The sequence below is a fragment of the Pseudanabaena sp. PCC 9330 genome (genome assembly GCF_055795045.1).
Genome location: NZ_JAYFES010000091.1, coordinates 1 through 23048, shown reverse-complemented (window position 1 = coordinate 23048; position 23048 = coordinate 1). Strand labels below are relative to the sequence as shown.

Below are 23048 nucleotides of genomic sequence, written 5' to 3'. Positions count from 1 at the left end.
CAGGTTGTCATGGCTTTTCGTCCAAGATCTTCTAGCCTGACCCTACCCCTTTCCTACAAATTCAGCCCCTGCCTCAATCCTTTGTGATCTACTGAGGATGGTTATCTAGCGATTGACCACATTGCGACATCTCCCCATCTCAATGCAACAGATCGAGGAGTGATAGCGAGACAACATTCTTCAGGTTATCGTCTTTCTGATCATTTTGGCGTTTGGTGTGATTTCAGCCTGAGCTGATTGCTGAATTAGCCGATTTTAGAAAGATATTGCAGGAGCTTTGTTCCAGCCTAATCATTTAATTAATGTAATTTCCATAGGAATAACAACTTCGTAAGACATTCCATGATATTAAGTTTAACTGACTACCACTGCTGGCAAACGGATTGAATAGAAAGAGCGACCTCAAGCACTGCTTCCTCTTCACCAAGTGAATAAATATGCTCACTCAAAGTAGGTAGAAGCTCAAGCAAAAAACGGCGATGCATAAAGGCTAGATCATGTAAGCATGAGCACCAAAAATCGTATGACTTTAGAGCTAAATCTAATCGAGGAAGCAGCGCTCTATAAGCAACCGCTCTATAATAATCACTCGGAATAGAAGTAACTATATTGAGTGCTCGCTCTAATTCGCTATTAGGTAAGAATTTGGCAAGATGCTGTAATACTTCAGCCTTGGCAACCTTGTCCGAAAGGTTCTCAATAGAATTAAAAATAGTCTGCCAGTCATAAAAACCTTTAGTTGCAAGCGCACTCATGATGAGTATCTTATAATACTGGCTTCTTTCACCTGAAAAAACCATACTATTGAACATATTCAGGACTTCATTTTCAATTTCTGGGCAAACAGCGGATAGTTTGCTTAAAGCTAATAATTGTTTTACAGGATCCTTAATAGATTTGGCAATTTCTATAGCTCTAGGCAGTAAAATGTCTGGGATCTCAAATGCATGTTCATATAGTATGCTTGCTTTTTGCGCTTCGAACCATAGATCATTTGTCGCATTGATGGCGAATTCCCATGCTTCCGGCATGACCTCTGCTAAGTCATAAAAGAGTCCAGCCTTATCCATATAGTGTTGCACTGCTTGAGCTGAAGCAATTGCACTAGGCCAATCCTTTTGCCCATATGAAGCAGCAACCCTAAAAGCTTTAGCGCGATCATAAACATCATAAATTTTCTGAATATCACCAAGAGTCTCAGGCCAAAGACTAGGTTGCCTATGAGCTGTATTTAGGCTGGCAATAACAAGATCATAGGTATGATGTAATGAATTTGCTAACTGAATGACAATTGGCCATACGGCTTCCCATCTGTTTGAAAGTTGGCTAATCATATTGATTTGCCAATCTGCATCTCGAATTATTTGAGTAGCATTAACGGCCTCTTGCCACAGATCCGGTTGTCTTGTAGTTAGAGCACCCAAAGCAATTGCTCGTCGAGTCTCATGTTGGATGGATTTAGCGATATTAATGGCTTCTGGTAGTTTTTCATGAGGCAAGTAAGAGGCAATATTATCTAGTATTCTTGCCCTTGACATTTCGTGCTCAATTTCCTTTATTGTCTCGAAAACCTCTGCCCATAACTCGGGAATTAACGTGGCCAACGAACCTAGAGCATAAGCTTTCCCATGATTTTCGGTTATGGCTCTAACACTAGGTAGCAAGTTCTCAATAACTTCAACGTGAATGTTAGACATTCTGGAGGCTAAAGCCCCCATCGCTACAGCTTTGCTGTATACATCATCGAGACTTTGAGTAATTTGTAGCGCATCAGATAATAGATTAGATGGTAAATATCTGCCCAATTCTCGAAGTGCCCATGCTTTATCTCTTGAGCTTCCCTCTGAGGCAATAACAAGAAGAGCTTCAGTCCAAATCTCTGGGAGAACAATTGCCAGTTTTCCGAGCGCTATTGAACGATTATAGCTGTCCACAATAGCGCGAGCTGCTGCTAGAGCTTCTTGCCTTAATTCAGGCATCCTTCGAGCAACTTCTGTAAGTGCCCTTGCTTTACAGTCCTCATCTTCAAGATTTCGAATTATTCGAAGAGCTTCAGGTAGTAGACTGTCAGGCAAATGAGGAATAATTTTTTGAAAAACATCCAACTTATACCAAGGGCTCGGAGATTGTTGTATATGGGCTAAGCCTTGAGCTGGAGGCCAAATACCTTCTGCAACAAGGGCTCCGATTAATTCAGGCGGATAATTTTCTACAAGTGTATTTAGGGAGGCCTTAATAAAAGCATAGCGACATTGCAACCCTAAAGCCAAAGGTGCATCAGTTACAAAAAGTTCTTCCGCAAGTCTCCAAGCCCTGGCTACATCTGCAACAAATCCTGCCGTTTGTTCTAGGGTTCTACAAGCTTCATACCAGGCATTTTTCCCTTCGGCAGTGGTCTCCTGCAGTAGCTGGTGAATTTCATCAGTAAGTCCAGCTTGCTCTAAATGCCAGGTTAGGTGGGCATGGATATAGCCGTCGTCAGGCAGGGTATGCCATTGCTTATCCTGCCGCTTCAAACGGCAGCGGTCGAGAAACACCCTATGGGCCTCAGAAAAGTCAAGGCCTAAGCCTGGCAGCTGACTTTCGTGATCGGGGCAAGGCTCACTTGTCAACAGGCGACGAGCTACATCATGCATTAAGTCATGCATACGGTAACCTAGGCCTTGATCTCTCTGTCTTCCACCGGCCAATAGCAAAGCCCGCGACTTGAGGAATCTCAGCATAGTGCGTCCTTGCTGAGGGGTTGTATCCCACAACGTTGACACCATCGACTCTGTCAGGCAGACATCCTCTGGAATCACTCCGAGCCAAGCAAAACGACTGAGCTGCTCTGGAAGCAAGCGTTTCAGGCTTAAGTTGAAGGATGCCAGCAGGCTTAGATTTCGTTGCATAGAGCCTTGGATTCCGAATCCAAAGCATTGAATATCGAGTATTTCCAGATCTGCAATCTCTTGCTGTAGGGCTGTCAGCAGTTCCCTCCAGGATGCTCCCTCTTCAATCTGAGCAGCCGAAAGTTCTAAGGCCAGGGGTAAGTAGGCTACCGCCTTTGCAAGGTCAAGAGCTTCTTGTACCTCATGCCCACGCAGCTCTTCAGGTATGGCTTTGCTCAGCAGAGACAACGCCTCATCCGGTGTCATGACATCCAAGTCATAACTCAGTGCGCTTTGAATCCTGGCCTCCCGTGTCGTGACCAAAACACAGCAGGTCATACTCCCTACGCGGAACGGTTCAGCATGAGCTGGATCCCAAACATCATCAACCACCAGCAACATGTGCTTGTCGTGTAGCAGAGTTCTCAGGTGGGCCGAGGCTGAAGCTGCTGTTGTTGGTCGATAGCTATGATCGCCTAGCTCTTGAATCCAGCCACTCAAAAATGAGAGAACATCCGGCTCCTGGCCCAACGTAGCCCAAAGCACCCCGTCATAGAATTGAGTCTGTACCTCTGGGTCATGGGCTAGGGCCGAAGCCAGCACCGATTTCCCTATGCCACCCAGACCGTATATTGCACTCACGACCAAGGTTCCAGGCTGGTGCGCAGCATCTGCTAATAAATGCTGTTTTAGGGTACCAAGGTGGTCTGGACGTTCTACAAAAAAGTGCGGCAGTGGAGGTGCCTGAAAAGGCGCTCCCGGCAATAGTCCTTCCCTAGCAGGCAGTGCTTGTTCTACCTGAGGCTCCAAATGATTGGGCTGAATAGACTGCGTCCTCAGAGCATCCCAAAGCTGCTCAGCGGCGGTGGTCGCCTCCTGGGTTTCACGCGATCCAAGCGTCAGGGCAAAGTGCCAAGTTTCTGTTCCACGCTGATGAACCCGATAGTCTTCCAGAATACCGAGAAAGTCTTTCAAGAGCCTCAGAGCCTCACGCACTTGAGCTTTGCTAATCTCGGTCGCGGGGGTGTCTTGTTGACTGGCTTCCTGTAGGGCGCGCAGGGTCGTTTGTACAATCAGCTTAGAGGTTTGACCATTGGTATTTTGCCAGGAGCAGGTTATTCGGTTGGCGCAAGGACTGTCCAACTCGGCGTTGGCACACCGTAGCAGGGTTCTCAACACACAGAGAGTCCGGCCTTTAATCTTTGATCCGTAGGTTACTCTGGGCATTGCTTCATCGGAATTCGGGAAAAAAGTTTGGGGTATCCCTTAGGGGAACTATATACCCCAAACTCCGAAAGTCCAGTTTCCTTAATCCTTCTGGCAGTTTTTGGGAGCTTACTTGCCTCCAGGCCAAGCCCCAAATCTAAGGTCTAAGCGTACTCTCAGACCTCCAGAAGGATTCTCGCCATGATGACTACAGTCTCTCAGTCTTCAGCACAGTTCTTCCCCGTGCCGGGAAGGGGAACTGTCGTTGAGACGGTAAGTACTCACCAGGAAGGACGAGTTAAGTATCAAGCCTCCTACTGGCCTGCCCGCTTATATGGCCAATCTAGTTTTACTCAGTTAGATCCAGACCAATCTGTGGTGGTATTAGGGCGAGAAGGAATTACGCTTCTCATTCAAGCCAACTCCTACTGACAAAACGCCGAATCAGAAAATTGAAACTTTGATAAATTTAGCCAGCCCTAATACTCACTGGTGCCCCACGGTTTTTCCGAGTTATGTTGATTTCTGGTGTATGGAGGGAAAAGAAGGAAGGGCGTATCCTGCTGGATGAAACAAAACACCAGCGACGGAATACACTATGAATGACAACAATCTTATTGCATTGCCCACGCCGGAGACAACGGAGACCTTCAGCGATGCCCTCAGCGATCTGATTCGGCGAGGAGCCCGGCAGATCATCGCCCAAGCGGTAGAGGCAGAATTGCAAGACTTTCTAGGGCAATATCGAGACCGTCGGGATGAGCAAGGGCGGCAGGTGGTGGTGCGAAACGGCTACCTGCCGGAGCGCACGATTACGACCGGAGTCGGGGAGGAGGAGATTCAAGTGCCGAAAGTGCGAGACCGCAGTGGCAGTGGAGTTAAGTTCACCTCCCAGTTGCTGCCACCCTATCTGAAACGCGCCCGCAGCGTGGAGGAATTGCTGCCGTGGCTGTACCTCAAAGGGGTCTCCACTGGGGACTTCAGCGAGGCGCTGTCGTCGCTGCTGGGAACAGAGACCAAAGGACTCTCTCCCGCTACGATTGGTCGGCTGAAAGCAAAGTGGAGCACTGAGCATCAGACGTGGCAGCAGCGGTCGTTACGGCAACAGCACTATGTCTATATCTGGGCCGACGGCATCTATTTCAATATCCGTGCCGAGGAACGGCAGTGCATGTTGGTGATCATCGGGGTCACCGATAAAGGCCACAAAGAACTCTTGGGTCTGGAGTCGGGGTATCGGGAATCAGAGTTGAGCTGGAAAACCTTACTGCTGCGGCTCAAAGATCAGGGGCTAACCCAATCGCCTCAACTGGCGATTGGGGATGGGGCCTTGGGCTTCTGGAAAGCCCTACCCCAAGTATTTCCCACCACGAAGAAACAGCGCTGCTGGGTGCATAAGACCGCTAATATGCTCAACAAACTTCCCAAACGTCAGCAGCCTGAGGCAAAACGGGCGATCTGGGAAATTTACCGGGCTGAGAGCAAAACCGACGCTAACCAAGCGTTTAATCGCTTTATTGCGACCTATCAGGCCAAGTATCCTGAGGCCACCCAGTGTCTAGTCAAAGACCGGGATGTCTTGCTGACGTTCTTCGACTTCCCCGCTGAGTATTGGGCGCATATTCGCACCACCAATCCCATTGAGTCCACCTTTGCCACCGTGCGCCTCAGAACCGACAAAACCCGAGGCTGTGTCTCTAAGGACACTATCCTGGCCCTGGTCTTCAAGCTGGTCGAGAGTGCTCAGAAGAGCTGGCTTAGAATTCGAGGCTTTAAACACCTTGCCGACGTGATTGAAGGCGTCCCATTCAAAGATGGATACCGAGTAGATGACACAACCGATGTGATCCAGATGCAGGATGCCGCCTAGTTCCTAGCCATACACCAGATTTGACAATATCTCTCATTTGAGATCCTAACTAACCCAAAAAACAATTAATCGAGGTGCCCTACAGTTTCAGCCTACCGAATTCCTGAAAGATTGGAGTTTATATAATCCTCATTCCTAAGTGGCAGGTGGTGTTTGCAGTTCATGGATTACAGCACTGAGTTGTTCTTTAAGAGAACTGCCAATTGCCTGTACCTGAAGATGTTGAAGTTGGTTATATGCCATGGTTTGATTGAGCTTTCGCAGACGATCGCCCCTAAGCTGCTGATCTTCAATCAAGTGTACGGCGGCTTCTGCCTTGTCTTCAGGTAGCGTAATAGTGACGGTCGCAGGTATTTTTGGTCGCACATTAATCGGTTCCTCTGTTGTGAAAAGAATTGTCTGGCGATCGCTCCTCACTTGCAGCACAACTTCGGGCTGGTTTTCGCCACCTTCACGAAAATCTTTCGTGCGAAACGCAATCTCATATCGTCCTTCTTGATCGGTCATGGCAACGCCCAAGAAGTCGTCTTTGCGCACGTCACGATCAATCGCTTGAATGACCAGTCCGGCGATCGGTTGCTGCGTTTGACCGTTGAGCACCTGCCCCCGAATAACGTAGGTACCGCGTGGCGGAGGCGCAGGGCGAGTCGGGGTTTCTCCCTGGGTTTGTAGCAGCACGGCCTGAATTTGTAGGTTGGCGCGAGTCTCGTCAATGACGCGTTTTTGCTCATCTCGCAGCACGCTATCTACAATTTGCGACGCCTTGGTGGTCAGCTCAAGCAGCGATTGATCCAGGCTGGCTCTCCCGGTCACAAGATTTCCTAGCGTTGTGTTGAGGGTGTCTCGATTGAGCAACGCCCTCAATTCCTTGCTGAGGGATTGGCGCACCGCATCTTGCACTGGGAGTGATCGCAACCGTTCCTGAAGCCGTTCTCGCACCGCTTCCGAGGGAATGTGGCTGAAAATGCGTGAATCGTTTCGGTCTTGGGTGGTCATCGGTGATGGTCCAAACAACAGCAGGGGAGGCAACGGTAGGGCTTAGATTTGGATATTGGGGGCCTGCTCAATGGCGAGGGCGGGGGGTGAGGGCGGATTTTGCGCAATCTCGTTGGGGCGATCGGTCAAATTGTCGGTGAATAGACCTCGGGCGGCGGCGATCGCAAAGGCCAGACTGCTGCTGGTGGTAATGTGATTATCGGTGACACCCACCACCGTTGAGAAGATCACCACGGCGGCACGATTGAGGTTGACCGCTGTGCCATGGTTGTGTGACATCAGCGTGGTGCCATTGAGGTTATTGACGCCAATTAATCCGGTAAAAAAGGGAAACATTTCTTCCATAATGGGTCTCAAGTGGGGTGGTTAGAAGCGATTCAAAATTTCGCTGTACAGGTCAAAGACGGCGCTGGTGCGGGTGGCGGTGTTGCGGTGAATTTTGACGCAACACTTCGCATCTTGGTTAATCAGCGATAGATGCAGGATCGCATAACGCGACGCATCTTTCACCGAGTTGTCATACACAGAAACCTCTTCTAGGCCTGTGACATCGAGCGTTCGAATGCCGTGAATCAGCGCTTTTTCAACAACATTACTTTGAACGTGAATGCTGCGATCGCGCCGACCGACTAACACCGCCTGTGCAATCACGAGCGAGAGTAGTTTTAGCGTTCGGCCCCACCCTTGCTTTGTCTCTGCAATGCCGTCGGGTTGAGCGGTTTGCAGCGCGAATGCTTCAAAGATTAGATTCAAAATATTAGAGAAATGCCAAATACCCGCGATCGCCGGATAGCGCACCACACGGGGCACTCGCTGATCGTTCACCATGCCGGGTATTGCTGACCCTCGGTTGGTCAGTGCCTCAACGCCACAGCTCGTGCTGCCCAACACCTGATTGTGAATGCAGGTCATGTCGGCCCCCATCATGGCAATGCCATAGCCTTTGGTCTGTTGAGCGATCACCAACAATAGCGCAGCGAGGGCCGCTTTGATGTCATCTAGATCAGGGTTGGCCGACTGAAGGGCATCGCGTATCGCGATGGCCGAGATCCGCAGCGGAGACTTGGGCGAAACGAAGGCTAGAAATTGATTAATCGATGTTCGCAATTGCTCAACGGGAAGGTTGAGGTTTTCGGTTGAGGTGAGATTAACAAGCACGGCGGCGGTCACCATGAGATCGCGATCGCCTTCAATCAAGAAATCGGGCAGCAGGGCTAAGACTCCAGAGAGCTTGGTTCGCTGGAGCGCAAAGGCTAAGGCGATCGCCTCAAACGGGGCGCTGTTGGCCGGGTGAATGGTGACGTGGTTGTGGCTAATTTGGGTGCCGTCGATGCCGACCCAGATGCCGTCTCCATTGCCGCGCAGGGTGTTGCCGTCGATCACGTAGGACTGATTGACCAGATCATCCAACCAGGTCAAATCGAGGGTGTCGAGCAGATCATCCAGCGCGTCTTTGAGGTCTTCGGTGGGCGATCGCTCGGGCTCGTCGTCGTCGGGCTCTTCGGTGGGCGGGCGATCGCCGCCGCAATATTTGGCGCAAAACGAGACCACCCATGACACCAGCGAGGTTCCAACCTCGGCGGCCGTCCAACTGGTGGTGCCAGCCGTCGGTTGAGGATTGCCCTTGAGCATGCCGTCGAGGGCATCGCGCAGCAGGTGCAAGAGTTCTAAGATCCACTCCAGCCCACAATACACCAACTGGGCCGTGAGGTCGGGGAAACTCACGCTGAGCCACGGGTGAATCAAGATGCCCGTTTCGGTAAAGCCGCTGACGCGATTTCCCAACACTTCTAACCCCCCAATGGTAAACACGCTGGGGAAGCAAACGCCAAACCTCGCCACTTGCAGGTGGTTGTGGGCGATCGCCGCTTTGCCGACATAGTTCGGCAATAGCTCGGGGTCTGACAGCAGTTTCACCAAGCCTCTGACAAGCTGTTGGGCAAACTGGGGCCGAGTAGTGGAATCTGAGGTGGGAGCAGCGCCCATATTGTTTGAGGAATTTTGCTGCTGCGCAATCCGAATGAACTGCCACAGCACCCAGGCCAGCTCAACCACGACGCGCCAGACGACGCCCAGCCGCAGCACCCGCACCAGCGACGTGGGATAGTCTGCCGCCGCCCGCACCTGACTGCTGTTTATAATCCACCGCACGGTTGCAATGCCAGAGCTAGCGCGAATCTTGTTTTTGCGAATGACCATGCCTCGGATAGCTCCTAGCGCAATGCCCAAATACCCCGGTTTGATGCGATCGCGCAGCACCAGCTCAGCCGGGTCGAGGGTCATGCGTGCTACAGGAATGCTGCGCAGCGTGTTGCCCTCAATCGTGACCTCAAAGCCAAAGGCAATGGCGATCGCGGCGGCATTTTCGGGCAAGGCGATCGCGATCGCACGCTCTGGGGAAATGGGCGGACGTGAGGTGAGGTCATTGGGCCGAACCGTTTCGCCGTTGACCTTGGTTAACCGCGATGGACTGAGAGATTCGATGCGGTTTCCTCGAATGATCACCTCACGGGCAAAGCTTAAATAGATGCCTCGGGTTGCCCAGATTTGGTTTTCAGCGATCTCGACCCGGTCGAGTAGACAGGCGAAAATCCCGACCGTTCGCACTGGCGCAATGGGAACCTTGGTGGTCGGGCAGGCCAGTAGCCCTAATAGGGTGTCGAGTTTCGCGATCAGGCTGGGTTGTTGCACCGCACGGGTGGCTCGCTCGTCGCGATCGCCCTTGAGGGGAAGGTTATTGGGCAATCCCTGCAAGCGATTGCGCTGAATCACGCCATCTAACGCATCATTCAGGCAAATGCCAATGGTGAACACGTAGAAGAAATTTTCGCGGCAGACCAGCCCAAAAATTGGCTCAACGGCAGGCGGAGGGGGAGCCGTCGCCCGTGGCACTGGGGTGGGCGATCGCAATTGGTCAATTCGCTTGCGCAAGGTTTGCAGGCGATCGGCCTCGGTCTGCACAATGCCAACCGAGCCAATGAGGGTCGATTGCGTGACAGCCACGCGACAGCAGTTTCCGAGCAAGATGCAGGTCGACTGCGATCGCCGATTTTCACCTGAGTCGGTGTTGCCGTTGACCAGGGTGAGCTGATTGAGCGTGACCAAGCGACTGCCTTCATCCACAGCAATCAGCACATCCAGATCGTCTGAAAAGGCCAGAAACTCTGCGAGCTCAATGCTCTGGCTGCCGCCTACGATATAAAACATGGCGGTGTCAGGTTCGGCATTGGCGGCTTGATACACCAATCGAGTGGCATTGCCCGCCCCGTGAATGGTGAGATTTTTGCAGCCGTCAATCACAAGGGGACGGTGGAGCACGTGCAGCCCTGCCGCCAGACAAATGCAGCCTCCGGTGACGCACAGCTTGCTGATCACCGCTTGAATGTCTTCGCCAGGGCGCACCACCACACAGCAGCGATCGCCCGGAAAGATCGTGCGGCAATCGGTGATCAGCGGTTCTCCAGCAGTTTGGGTGACCAGGGCAAGGCGCGCATAGTGGTGCAGGGTGCTGCGGGGTGGGGCTTCATCCAGCAGTTCGACTGAGGCATCGGCAGAGCGTGCGGCAAACACCCAGGTATCGCCCACCTTAAAGTCGGTGCCGATCGCCCCATCGCCGCTAAAGGAAATCTGAATCCCATCTTCCAGGTCAATGGGGCCAGCGCTGACGGTCATCAAGCCGCTGGCATCGAGGGTGTTTTGAGGAGCGTGCTGATCCCATCGGCGAACGCGGGTGTGCCGTTCGGGAGTGGTGGCGTGGGTGGCATTGGTGGGGAAGTCGAAGCTGGCTGGAATGGGTGGGTTGAGCACCAGCACCCGGTTGGCCTCGTCGATATCCGCGACCTTGGCCAGATGCCCGACCGGGGTTTCGCCAAATTCGACGTGATCATCCAGCACTTCGACCCAGTCGCCGACTTTGAACCGCAGCACCGAGTCGCGTCCGATGCGGCGCACTGTGAGGCGATCGCGCCCCGCCGAGATGCCCTCCACTGCTGACACGATGGAGCCATTGTCGCGTGACCATTTGAATTTCGCGGTTTCCAACGCCCCACCCACGTGAACCTCAACGCGATAGAGGCGGTTTTCCAACCCGCGATACCCGGCTTTAGGGGGAATGATGCATGGGTCGGTGTTGCTCGGGGGTGCGTTCGCCACGGTCGAGAGCCGTCCCGCTGAGGGTCGCGTCAGATCATCCCATTTGGGCAGGCTGGCCCCGCAGGTGGTGGAGCCCACATCGGTAAGGGCTTTGACCTGCCACACGGTTTGCAGTCGAGTGGTGGTGTCGGGGCCACCCAGCGCAATTTCCTGAAGCGGAGGGTCTTCGATGACGGTAACTTCCCGTTGCCACACATCGAGGTACAGCAGGTCTGTGGTGCCAGCCGTGGTGGAGAGGTCAGGCGGGTCTGGGCAATAGGGCTGCGAATCGTAGGGCGTCGGAGTTGTGCCGTAAAGTTCACCCAACTGCGCGTTGTATTGGAGCGGGGGAAGCCCGTGGTTCTCAGCCAGTAGACCATCCACATACATTCGTCCCAGCCCAATGGTGAGGGAACCTGCCCCGTCTGACTGAATGCGAAAGGCGTCGGTGGTGCTGTCTGGCACGGCGGCTCGCCCGACCAAATCGAGCGTTTCGGCTCTCCAGCGGCGATCGCCAATCTCTTGCGCTTCGTTCCAGTCTGAGTCGAGTTGCACCCGCCCCTGCTGCATCAACACGCTGGCATAGTGCTTGTCTGGCTTAAAGGTAAATCGAGTCTGATCTCCGCCCATAGTGTCTGCTCTCCTAGTTATTCACCGTTGCGGCGTAGCCGCCCGTCGGTCAACCATCACGTGACAAAAATTAGCCCGGCCTCTAGCCCAAACCTCAGATATTCCTCAAGGCTGACCCGCAGATTGGCCTCTCGCTGCGGCTGCTTGAGGTGGTCAAAGGCTCCCATTTCAGAGCCGTCTTCTGCGCCCGTGCGAATTTCGTGGGCACAGCCCAGGCTGAGCTGGGCATATTCGGGCAGCCTGTACTGCTCGGCAGTGAACTCGGGCTGCACCCGCGCCACCACAAGCGATCGCTCATCTGCAGGAAGGGTTTCAACGCCCAGCTCAATTGCCCGCTGGTCGATCGCAAGCTGCGGCTGACAGCGATAGCGGCGCGGCACCCGCGACCCGTCGGGCACATAGCAAAACCGCACACAGCCCTCCTGATTGCGCACCACCGTGACTGGAGCTGTGAAGATGCTGTTGCTGGCCTCAAGGCGGCCAAGCGGAGCGCTGCTGCCAAACACCGTGCTGGAGTGCAGTTCAACTTTGGCCCGTGGAGCGGCGATCGCAACTGTAGATTCGGCGGGCGTTGCGCCACTGCTGACGATGCTGTCGGTAATCCACAGACTGGGCACGGTTTCAGGTAGTTGAATCGGCCCTGTAATCGAGCGATCGAGATAGATCTCAAGCTCCTCGTTGCGCTGGCTGTCAGCATCGACGGTTTCAACCACCAACCCACCCTGATCGGGCACCAGCGTGCAGTGGTCGAGCCGCAGACGGGTGAGGTTTCCCGCCCGCACGGTGAGCTGGCCCTCAATCAGCAGACCATTGAGAATCAGCTCTCCCAGCAGCAGCGAGGGCTCAGCAATGTCACCCCGCACGCTAAGATCGCCCAGAATGTGGGGCCGCAGCCCTTCACAGCGCAGCTGCCCGCGATCGCGTCGGGTAGGTGGCGTGCCGGGCACCGTTTCCACGACCAGCACGGCGCTGCTTTTCACCTCGCCCCTCAGGTCGGCGCTGCTGGGCGCATAGGGCTCAGTCTCAGACCAGTTAGCGGCCACGATCCACAGGCGGCTTCCTGGCTTAATTTGAATCTCGATGCTGGCGGCTGACTCGTCGTAGGTGCGGCTGTCCATCAGGGCGATCGCCCCCACAATTCCTTCAGGAAGTGCATTCCAGGCGGCGACCGCATCCGCCAGGGTTGCAAAAATGCAGGGCACCCCCGGCGGGTTTGACGGATCTTGCGATACCCCGACCAGCCAATCGATCTCGGTGATGTCGGCCTCGCGCAGCGATCGCATCAGCCACTCGCGACGGTCATAGGGGCCACTGCCCAGGTCGCTGCTAAAGCCATAGCAGTAGTTCACCAACACGGTATCGGGTGCGGTCGCCGCTGCGTTAAAGGCCAACCGTCCCAGCCGCACGTCGATGGCGATTGTGCCATCGGGAGGCGGTGCCCATCCGGGCTCAGTCCACGTGCTCAGGTCGTCGCAGAGCACTGATTCGGGGGTTCTGCCCGGTGGGTCAGCGATGCCCTCTAGCGCCACAAAAAGGCTGCGATCGTGGCCGTAATAAGTGCTCTCATCGGGGCGCTCAGTGGGTGGCGTTTCTCTATAGGTGGTCAAATCGCTGTAAAACGCCCCTCGGCGGATGGGCGTCGGCACGTTGATTTCAGTGGCTAGATGGGTGATGGTGCGTTCGGTTTCAGGCAGGGTAAACAGCGGTGCCTCTAACCCGATCGGGTTGAAGGTGAAGCGGCCAGGCCCGATTTCTCGCGCCGTGCTGCGGGTCACGCGATAGCTTTGTAACCGCCAGAGAAACAGCCCAATGTTAGGAATGTTGTACCAGCCCTCGTGGTGGCTGATGGGGCGCAGGTCGGCGGTGTGGGCGATCGCGTCAAAGGGGCCATTCAACAGCTCTAGCTGGTTGAGGTTGCGCAGATCGGGTGTTCTCAGATTGTGCGGCCGCAGGTGGTTGAGATACTGCGTCGTTTCTAGCAGCTCAAAGAATTCCACAACCCGCGCAGGCCAGCCTGTGACATCGCGGGCTAGCTGTTCTAAAACGGCGGCGGTTCCTTTGCGGCGACGATAGCTGAGGGTGTTGGCCACCCAGGGGCGCTGGCTATAGCTGGCCAGATTGGGAATGGGATTGAGCCCTCGCACGCTGAGCAAATCGCCAATGTAGGGTACGACCCACTCCTTGCAGGTTTCGATAAACCAGTTGTCATAGAGCCCTGCGATGTCGGCCTCAACCAGCTCAAGCTCGACTGAAATGAGCTGCAGCAGCGCCCGCAGCGGTTCGCCCTGCTCGGCATCGCGCAGTCGATAAATCGCGGGAAGGAGGTTGTAAAGGCGATCGCTCATGGCTAGAACAGAACAACGGAGGTTTGCAGGGGTTGGAGCGTCACGACGGGGGCGTCATTTCTGTGAGGGTGATGCCCACCGGGTTGATGAGCAGCAGTTGGGCCGGGGTGATGGTTTGGCTGGCCCCGTTCCAGTGGGCGATCGCGGCGGGCAACACCTGATTGAGCCCACTGGTGGCCGGGGGCAGGTAGAGATCATCCAAATCAACCGCCACCACACCGGGCACGGTTTGAATGACGGTGGTGACTTCGGCGGCAGTGACCACCTGCCCAAAGGAGCGCTTTGCAAAGGAAAAGGCGGTTTTCAGGGCAGTTTCAACAGCCGGACGAACGCGAACAAAGCGATCGCGCCTGTCGACCAAAATGCTGGCGCTCAGCTTGAAATAGAGCGGGGTGAAGGTGCTGATTTGAACTGCATGAACGGGATCTCTGGCCTGGTTGATCGCCGCGACGAGGTTGAGGTATAGGTCAGAGGTCGGGTCAAGCGGATCCCCGGTGGCTGAGGCGATGGTGAGATGCACGAGCTGGCGCTCTCCGCTAAAGAGGGCGATCGCCTGGACTTTGCCAATGCCCGCAAAGGATCGGGCAAAGTCTTCAAAGTCCGTCAGGGACACAATGCGCTCCAGGGTACGCACCGTGAGCGGGGCGTTGGTGCGAGCATTTTCCAGCGTTTCGGGAGAGTCTGCCCCCGACGCCGCCAAGGGATTGGTGACGTCACGAATGCCCTGCGGCCGGGTTTGCAGCAGCGACAAAGTGCCCGGTTTCACCTGCCCATCGAGCCCGATGCCCGACCGATAGGTCGCAATCACATTTTCTCGACCGCTCGGAAGCCGCGCCCCCTGCTCTCCGTCACCAAAGATCAGGGTTGGCTTGCTCTCGTTGTCGAGCCGCACGATGTATTTCTCGTCGCGGGGGCCGAGGCCATAGAGCGTAGGGGCCTCTTTCCAGAGAATGTCGTTGACCCTCACCTCAAGGGTGCTCTGAGTGCCGCTGGCCGTGGCAGCCGAGAGGTAGGTGAGGGGCGGTTTTTTCAGGGTGAATCGCTGATTGGCTACCGTGCCATCGCCGCTGCCGAGCACTTCATGGGTGGTTTCACCGTGGGTTGCCCGAACCGCATTAGCGTTGAGGGTAACGCTGCCCCGCCGATAGCTGTATTGGGTTCCGTCTTGAAAATCAAGCAGGGTATAGCCTTTGCTGTGAGTGATGGCGCTGAGGTTCAGAATTTCGCTGCCCACAACTCCGGGGGCATCGGTGCGATCGCCCATGAGCACCACCGCCTGCCCAACGCGCAGCCCCAGCACCAGGGGATCAAGCACCAATCGGCTCGTCCCGATGGGCAGGTCGGCCTCAATGGGAACCTGAGTGGCGATCGCGCTCGGGGCGTCTTGCCGCGCCAAGGGATCAATGAGCAGCGGCAGTTCCTCACTTTGCACTGAAACCACCGTTTGCCGCACCTTAAACGAAGTCAATCCCCCACTCGTGGTCAGATCGAGCGCAGTGACTTTGCCGCTGATGCCAAAATCTGCAAGGGATGCGTCACGCACCCCCTTAATCTTGAAGGCACTCGCTGAGAGCCCCGGAGCCTCAAACACAGCCCAACTTTCGGTGAGCACATCAGTGACGTTGCGCTCTAGATACACGCGGGTGTCAGCGGGCGCTGTGGCGACATAATCCGTACCCTGGGAGTTTTCGATAATGCTGGGTTCGTTGGCATCATCCCAGGAGTTGGGGTAGGGGTCGCTGCCGCGCTGGTTGACCGGCCTGAGCTTGGCGAGGCTCGACCATCGGGGCGCGTTGTGCCCAAAGCAGCTCACCGTTGTGCGAAAGGCAAACAGCCTCACCGATGAAACCGGGGATGGAGTCGCCTTGAGGGTGGCGATTTGTTGCAGCAGTTTGTCGGTATCCCACCGATTGAGCGTGAGAAACGTCTGGAGGTCGCTGTCGCGCCAGGTCTTTTGCAGAATACGGGTTTTGACCGTAGTTTTGGTAAAGGGGACGGATTCCAGGCTGACCTGAGCAAAGTCGGACGGCGCAAACTCTGGAGTTGTGAAGGATGGTGTGGTCATACCATCGGCCATCTCCAGGCGAATGCGATCGCCCGGCACGTCAATCACGACCCGCGTAGCCCGCTTCACATGGGGTACGCCATTGATCACCAGCAGCAGCAAATCCCCGGCTTTGACATTGGCGCTTACCCCTTGTAAATAGAGCAGGGTGCAGGTGGTGCTGATGGTCAGCGGTTGCGTGAGGCGGGGGCGCAACGCATTCCAGGCGGCTTTGGCGCTGATTTCCTCGGCGGTCTCAAAGGTCTGAGGCAGCTTGCCCTGTGCCGGGAAGCTCTGCACCTTGGTGCCCTTGAGAATGGTGGCATAGCCCGGTGCGCCCTGAGCATCTTCGACCGTAAAGGCCAGCACTGTGCCTGCGGCGACCCCAGGACTCAGCTCATAGCCGATCGCCCGCGCCAGTTCCAGCACAGACAGCCGCTCGGCGGCGGTGCGCAAATAGCCCTCATTGACGGCCCGCTCTTGATAAAAGGTGAGCACATCGGCCACTACCGCCCATGCGTCGAGCAGGGCGATCGCAAAGTCATCGGTGCTGCGGGTCGTTAGGCGTGTCAGGGGACGGGTGCCCTCGCGAGGGCCATCGGGAATCTGTTGACGGGCCAGCCGCTCAAGCAGCCACTTCAGCAGGGTGGGATGGGTGCCCAAGCGGTAGGAGAGCGTTGGCAAACCGGGCCGATTGTGAATGGGCGGAAACTCAAACACATCGTCACAGCCGCCGCAGTGATCGAGTTGGGGGTCGGGTGCGTTGCTCATAGACCGCCCTTCATAAAGAACTCCACTTTGCCGTTTTCGGGCGCGTTGAGGTCATTGTCGAGCCGCAATATCTCCAGGCGATCGCTGGTGATCTGTCCTGCCAGCCATTCCCCATTCGAGGGGCGGCCCCAGCGCTTAAAGCGGTTGGGTTTGGGCGAGGTGTCATCTGTTTCGACCCAGCGCACCCCCGGCACCTGCATCGCCGCCGCCACCATCTGACTGAGATAGAGCGGTTGCCCAAAGGTAAAGCGATCGGGGTGGAAAAAGCCCATCCGCCCATCGGTAAACTCAAACCGGCTAAAGGCTTCAAGCAGCGCGGCTTTTACCTGGCTGCGAAAATAGCCGGGCTCGACGCAGACGGTAAAGGCAATATCCAGCGGCACAAACCGGGGGCCGTCGATTTCCAAATCTTGACCGGCCAACCGATAGGGTTCTATAAAGGCCCGCAGCTCAGTCTCAAAGGTGTCATCCACGAGCAGGCCACCGCGTCGGTCGACCGTGATGAACATGGTGTACCAGCTTCCCGTCCAGCGCAGGGTGGCCATGGCCTTTTGCACCGCCGGATGCCGTTGGGCGATCGCCGCATAGTCGGCCTCGGTGACGGCCCGTTCTTGAGTGCGAAACGCCTGGGGCGCATAGAGTCGCACTTGCTCTAGCGATTCGGGTGTGGTGCCCCCCGTCGCCGCAAGGGGGTTGCGTACCGACACGATTCCCGTCTGATCGGTAAGCAAGTAGGCGATCGCTTCTGCCCCCACATTTTCCAACGGCCCGTTGCCGATGCGATAGGTCGCTTGCAGCCCGTCCACAGGAGCTCGGCCCAGCACCCCGTCGCCAAAGCGCAGCCAGGCTCGACCGTTTTCCTGCCGTTCGACCACAAAGTCAGCGGCAAAGCGACCGCTGTTGAGCAGATCCTGCTGCACTGTCCAGCGATCGCCCTCGGCCTCTAAAAAGATGGCCGGCAGCGCTTGTTGCGGGTTTTGCCGCAGGGCTCCCGACGCGGGCAGTTGGCGCGTTTGGCGATCGCTGTAGGGAACCTGATAGGCAATATCTGGCTCTTGCAGCGGCGGCGCATAGCGCCCCAGTTCGGGCATGATGGCGGGGGTCAGCACTTCGCGGATGGTTTGCCCAGCATCCACCAGCACCACGTTGCCGCGCCCCACGCTCAGCTCTTCCACCACGCTCTGGTCAATCACCGCCGACAGACACAGCGGAAATTGCAGCGCGTCCTCGCTGTGCCACTCAATCTCGACATAGGTTTGCCCATTCAGCGGGTCAGTCAGCACCCCAGCGGGAACGTCGCGGGTGCCGTCACTCCTCAGTCCCGCCTCTGGATTCACCCGCGTTAGACGAACGGCCTGTCGTCGGGTGATGTCGCGATCGGCTTCAAACCCCGTTGCCGGACTGATCTGTTCCTCAAAAATCAGCACATCCCCCGCTCGCAGCCGCAGCCGTGCTGCTGGGTCTTTGAGCGTGGCGCGGGTCGCCCCTTTAGGCAGGCAGCACTGCTCATCGCCCCAGGTGTAAAACGACAGCGTGTTGTGCGTTTCATAGAGTGCTACATCGTGCAGCGCCTCAAATACTTTGGCACCTGCGTTCAGGGTTGAGGGAAGATGGTGCGATCGCAGCCCGCCTTGGGGGGCCGTTGCCTGCGTCAGAAACATCCCCGCTGCTTCCGTTTCAGCCGAGAGTGGCTTGAGGGCCGACAGCAGCGTGTCATCTGCCGTGGCATCGACCTCTAGCGTCACCCAGGCGCGGGCGTTGCAGCCCTCGTGCATTGGGTAGTCGAGCAGGCGAGCATGGCGACGCACCGAAACGCGCTGTCGCGCGGTTCCCAAATAGGCTTCGGTTGCGACTGCATCCTGGTAATAGCTGAGGTGGTCAGCCGCATAGGCCAGCACTTCCACCAGCGCCCCCCCCATATCGGCAGGGTTGCGCTCTTGCCAATCGGGCATCAGCAGGCTGAGCCGGTCAAACATGAGCCGCCGAAAGCTGCTGTAATCTTTGGCGAGATAGTCGATTTGCGGGGTGGGCAACCGCTCTGGTGGGCAAACCTCAACGGCCTCGCAGTCAAACTCGCTGGGGCACTCCACCTTAAACGAAAACTCGATTTCGACGAGCTGAAGGTCAAAGTCAGTGGGCGGGTCAACATTGGTGGCCGAGGCCCGCAGCGAGAGCCGGTAGGTGGAAAAGTCGCCATTGGCGTCGGTGCGCACGACCAGCACATTGGTCGGGTCGCTGAGGTAACCCGAGATGAACGTCTGCTCTGCGGCCGTCACCGGAGGGTCAGCCAGCGCTGATGCCGGAAAGGCCCACACCACCTGCACAGGGGTAACGCGTACCCCTCCGCTGATTTGCACGTTGTCGCGAGTAAAGGTGGCGGGCACGGGCTTGAGCAAATGCACCAGCAGCGTTTGCTGTCGCGCCATGCCGCTGGCCGGGGTCACCGCCTGATCCAGCACCTCGAGATAGTCGATGCCATTCAGCGTCGGATGCTCTCGCACCGCCTGCCTACGCTTCTGGTTCCTACACCAAAACTGCACGCCCATCTCACACCTCACGCGAGAATTGTGCGGTCTGACGCATCTGGCTGCGCCGCACCACATACTGCACCGTCACTTGCAGCAGCCCCTCCTCGCTGATTACCTGCACCGCTTCTAGCTGAATCAGGTCACCCAACCACTGCTGCAACGCCCCCTGCACGAGGAATTGAGTCGCGGCCGCCAGTTCATCGCTGTTGGGGGCAAACACAAGCTGCATCAGCCCCGTGCCAAAGGTTGGACGGTTGACTCGCTCACCCGGCGAGGTAAAGAGCACCTGCTCAATCAGATCGCGAATGTGCGCGTCCAAATCGGTCGTCGCGGTTTGGCCACGGCCGTTGAGGTGAAAGGGGTAGTCGATCTGCGTCATGGGGGCTTACTTACTTCTGGATGACGGTTGGGATTCATCGGCGGGTCACATTTGGGTGATCCCGGTTTGGGTGACTCGCAGGGTGTTGATGCCACACTTAATTTCAATGCCCGCTGGCCCCACTTTGACCTGGGTGGGTACGGCGGGTGAGGGGGCCAGCATGGTTTCTAAAACGGCAACCCCGGTGAGGGTGTCGAGCTTTAGGCGGGTAGTTTGGGTGCGCAGCACCACCAAACTGGTTGCAGCAGCGGGGCTGGGCGGGGGTAAATCGGGGGAAAGCATCGTGGCAACTTCCCCATCGCGCCACCAGCAGCCCGTCCAGATCGGCCGCTCCAGGTCGCCTTCTTCAAACTCGACCCAGACCCCGGCCCCCATCGGGGGAATGGCATAGAAGCCCACCCCTGGCCCAGCGTAGGGGGTGCAAGCCTCTGCCACGATCTGCACAGGGCTTCCGCCCAGAGTAATCAAGACCGTGATCTTGCCTTTGAGCTGGGGATCTACCGGATTTGTTACCGTGCCGCGATATTTGCCGTAGTATCTGCGATCGCCTGTCATTCCATCGGGCATAGCCATCTCCATCTCCATCTCCATCTTCTCAAGTGGGCACAACGGGTGAAAGTGAACCAAACCCCTCTCGGGTGAGCGAAAAACTCTGCTTGTACTCTCCCTTTTTGATGCTATGGGTCACTTGCTTGACGAAATAGAACCCATCGAGCAACCAACCTGCGCCTCTCACCCCAACCAACCGCCTGGCCCTCAGGATGTGGCCATAGTGAGCGACATCGAGTTGGCCGCTGACGTTGAGCAAATCGCTCGATTGGTTGGTGGTGGATTGCGATCGCGCAAACGCCTGCGTCACATCACTGCCGGGGTCTCTCGGCAGGGTGCTGCGCACAAAGGGCTGCTGCACCAACATGGCAGGCAGGGCGGCCAACGGTGGGCGCAGGCTGGCAAAGGTCGCGACCGGAATCATGGCCCCACTTCGCTTTTCTTGAACGGTACCCAGCACGGTGGATGGCCCCAGCGCGTTATACTGCGCATTAAACGACTCAACGTTGGTTTCTGGCCCCATGTTGACCGACAGGGCAGGCTGAATCTCTGTCAGACGATTTTCTGGCCCCCAGTAGGCGATGTTGGCCATGGGAACTGGGGTGGGCTCGACGTAAAAGACATAGTCGGTGCGTTGGGCAAGCTCCTCAACGTAGGCGAGGTCAGTGCCTGTGTGAACGGGGATGCGCTCGATCGGCAACGGCACGTCGGGCACGATCGCCGGAATGATGATGGGCGGCAACCCCAGATAAATGGCGTATTTTGCCAAAATCATCGCCACGCGAGCCTCGACCGGCATCGGGTAGGGCAGCGAAAATTCGCGCAGATCCATCATCACGCGCATGTCTTCCCCCGTAACGCTTAGGGTTGACTGTCCCGGCATGTTGCCCGGTGTGACCTGATGATTGGTGATAAAGCCATCCATAATCACCTGGGGCATGATGCCCGACCACACCTGAATCACGACGCGACTAAACGGACGCAGCAGCGGGTTTGCTAGCAACGGAAAGTCGATGGCCCCCAACGGTCCACCCCGCCCGATCGTAAAGGTGAGCTGAAAGCCGTCTCGGCCTTGCGAATTTTGCGTCACCTCGATCGCTGTGAGCGCTTCGACAATGAGGGCTGGCGCTGGAATAGCGATCGCAGGCCCCAAATACAACGTGACGCGAGTGCCTAAGAGGGTCTCTAGCATCGGCCTAGCCTCCTGGCAGTGCGCCGGGCGGCATTGGCGGCTGCGTCGCCTGCGGTTGAGGCAGCATCACGCGCAGGGTTCGTCCTGGGGGTTGGGTCAGCTCAGCCGGATTCATGGCATTATTCATGTCGCACAGTTGCCAAAACTGCTCCGGATCGCCCAGAACCTTGGCGGTCAACAGATCCAGGCGATCGCCCTCTGCAACCTTGAGCTCGATCAACACGGGCAGATGATGAGTCTGGGGTAAAAAGCGGCGACGCTTATAGGCAATCAGGCGACCCTCAGGCGTGGCGTGGTGGGCTGTTTCCAGGTTGTAATATCGGCTCGTGTGTTCAAACATGGAGCGTCCTTTAGATCAGATTGATGTTGCCCGTGCCTACGCTGTTGAGATTGGTGATGCTGCCCACATTGGCCATCGTTTCTTTGACGATTTGGTGTGTCAAAAAGAGGTGATACCCCGGCTGAGTAAATGACAAATCGTTGTAGCTGAGAACGCGCATGCCCAGAGAAACTTTTGCCCGCATGGGGTTGAGGTTTACGTCATAGGCTTCTTCGGTGATGCTAAAGTCGGTCAGCCGCACGGGCAAAATGCGTTTTACACCCCAAATAAAAAATGTGAATGGCCCGATTGCTGGCAAAACTTCGATGGTGCCCAACCCCATTAACACCGTGTTGGCAATGACTTCTGCGCTTTGGGGATAGACCAGCATTTCTAGCGCCGAAAGCTGAGGGTAGATGCCCAAACTCACCGCAACCCCATCACTACGCTCTAGTGGGTCGGTGGCGTCTAGCTCGATGTCAACTTTGATTGTTTCTACGGGTGCACCCTTGAGACGTGTCACCTCTGAGCGATCGCCTCCTTCCCCAGCAGCCTTAGGCTGCAGCGATCGCGAGAGCGTATCTGGGTTGTACTGAAAGGGAATCACCGCCGGGATGGGATTAAGCAGGTCAATTCCAACAATTGCACCTTTCAGAAATCGAGGAGAGCCAGTGAAAGAGGTCACAGGTTGAGTCCTCAAACGCGTTTATATCAGAAAATTAGCGCTTGAATATAGTGATTCAAACACCAAATATCGATCTATTTCTCAAGCACCTTAAGGTAGACCCCTAAATCAATACACACATATTAAAGGATAATTAAACCTGCGTCTTTGAGTAATCTAACGCATCACTAAACCGAGGCCTGTCAGCGAAAAAGTGTGACAACTTATCAGGAAAACAACTACTTTACAAGCATGGATAGGACAAACGCTCAGGAGAGCACCAGCCAAGCATTGATTGACAACAATTGATTTGTCAATCAATGCTTGGCTGAAATGTCGACTTCGCACAGATTTTGTTGTTTCAGCATCCTAGCAATGCTTTCTATTGACGTCATTCCTCTGTTGCAAAACTTTTTGAAAAGTAGCCTTCTGATATAGCGATCGCCAGATATAGCGAGGGTGTATCCCAGTCTTGCAAGACTCATCTTGAGAAGTAGCCATTGAGATACGCACACCGCTGATGGAGCACTTGTTGTACATTGTCTCCGTCCCAC

The 23048-nt window shown here is 55.9% G+C and carries 14 protein-coding genes; 2 read left to right on the top strand and 12 right to left on the bottom strand.

Annotated features, from left to right (window positions below; all coding sequences use genetic code 11):
• Positions 1–362: 362 nt before the first annotated feature.
• On the bottom strand, positions 363–4097 hold the full coding sequence (locus AC0QKW_RS09285; RefSeq protein ID WP_473150785.1) for an NB-ARC domain-containing protein: 3735 nt from the start codon (positions 4095–4097) through the stop codon (positions 363–365).
• Positions 4098–4277: 180 nt separating this feature from the next.
• Here AC0QKW_RS09285 and AC0QKW_RS09280 point away from each other — a divergent pair, with 180 nt between their 5' ends.
• Both AC0QKW_RS09280 and AC0QKW_RS09275 read left to right on the top strand, forming a co-directional pair.
• A complete protein-coding gene (locus AC0QKW_RS09280; RefSeq protein WP_473150784.1) occupies positions 4278–4508 on the top strand; it encodes an NfeD family protein in 231 nt (76 codons plus the stop codon).
• A gap of 166 nt (positions 4509–4674) precedes the next feature.
• On the top strand, positions 4675–5946 hold the full coding sequence (locus tag AC0QKW_RS09275; protein ID WP_473150783.1) for an IS256 family transposase: 1272 nt from the start codon (positions 4675–4677) through the stop codon (positions 5944–5946).
• Positions 5947–6081: 135 nt separating this feature from the next.
• Here the strand turns inward: AC0QKW_RS09275 and AC0QKW_RS09270 are convergent, their stop codons facing one another.
• From AC0QKW_RS09270 to AC0QKW_RS09220, 11 genes are read right to left on the bottom strand one after another with little or no spacing between them, the layout of a single operon-like run.
• On the bottom strand, positions 6082–6942 hold the full coding sequence (locus AC0QKW_RS09270; RefSeq protein ID WP_473150782.1) for a hypothetical protein: 861 nt from the start codon (positions 6940–6942) through the stop codon (positions 6082–6084).
• Between the two features lie 42 nt (positions 6943–6984).
• Complete coding sequence (locus tag AC0QKW_RS09265) at positions 6985–7287, bottom strand: hypothetical protein (RefSeq protein WP_473150781.1); 303 nt, start codon at positions 7285–7287, stop codon at positions 6985–6987.
• Between the two features lie 21 nt (positions 7288–7308).
• On the bottom strand, positions 7309–11703 hold the full coding sequence (locus AC0QKW_RS09260) for a DUF6519 domain-containing protein (protein WP_473150780.1): 4395 nt from the start codon (positions 11701–11703) through the stop codon (positions 7309–7311).
• Positions 11704–11759: 56 nt separating this feature from the next.
• Complete coding sequence (locus AC0QKW_RS09255; RefSeq protein ID WP_473150779.1) at positions 11760–14048, bottom strand: hypothetical protein; 2289 nt, start codon at positions 14046–14048, stop codon at positions 11760–11762.
• A gap of 40 nt (positions 14049–14088) precedes the next feature.
• The gene (locus tag AC0QKW_RS09250; RefSeq protein ID WP_473150778.1) at positions 14089–16863 is read right to left on the bottom strand and encodes a putative baseplate assembly protein; all 2775 of its coding nucleotides are present in this window, start codon (positions 16861–16863) and stop codon (positions 14089–14091) included.
• Complete coding sequence (locus AC0QKW_RS09245) at positions 16860–19409, bottom strand: putative baseplate assembly protein (RefSeq protein WP_473150777.1); 2550 nt, start codon at positions 19407–19409, stop codon at positions 16860–16862. The genes AC0QKW_RS09250 and AC0QKW_RS09245 overlap by 4 nt, the downstream gene beginning before the upstream one ends.
• Before the next feature lies 1 nt (position 19410).
• On the bottom strand, positions 19411–19770 hold the full coding sequence (locus AC0QKW_RS09240) for a GPW/gp25 family protein (RefSeq protein ID WP_473150776.1): 360 nt from the start codon (positions 19768–19770) through the stop codon (positions 19411–19413).
• A 45-nt stretch (positions 19771–19815) separates the two neighbouring features.
• Entirely contained in the window at positions 19816–20343 is a 528-nt protein-coding gene (locus AC0QKW_RS09235) for a phage baseplate assembly protein V (protein ID WP_473150775.1), read from the bottom strand.
• A gap of 22 nt (positions 20344–20365) precedes the next feature.
• Positions 20366–21511, bottom strand: coding sequence for a hypothetical protein (locus AC0QKW_RS09230; RefSeq protein WP_473150774.1), 1146 nt, complete (start codon positions 21509–21511; stop codon positions 20366–20368).
• A gap of 4 nt (positions 21512–21515) precedes the next feature.
• Complete coding sequence (locus tag AC0QKW_RS09225; RefSeq protein ID WP_473150773.1) at positions 21516–21851, bottom strand: hypothetical protein; 336 nt, start codon at positions 21849–21851, stop codon at positions 21516–21518.
• Positions 21852–21861: 10 nt separating this feature from the next.
• Positions 21862–22515, bottom strand: a complete 654-nt coding sequence (locus AC0QKW_RS09220; protein ID WP_473150772.1) for a hypothetical protein — start codon at positions 22513–22515, stop codon at positions 21862–21864.
• Positions 22516–23048: the final 533 nt, after the last annotated feature.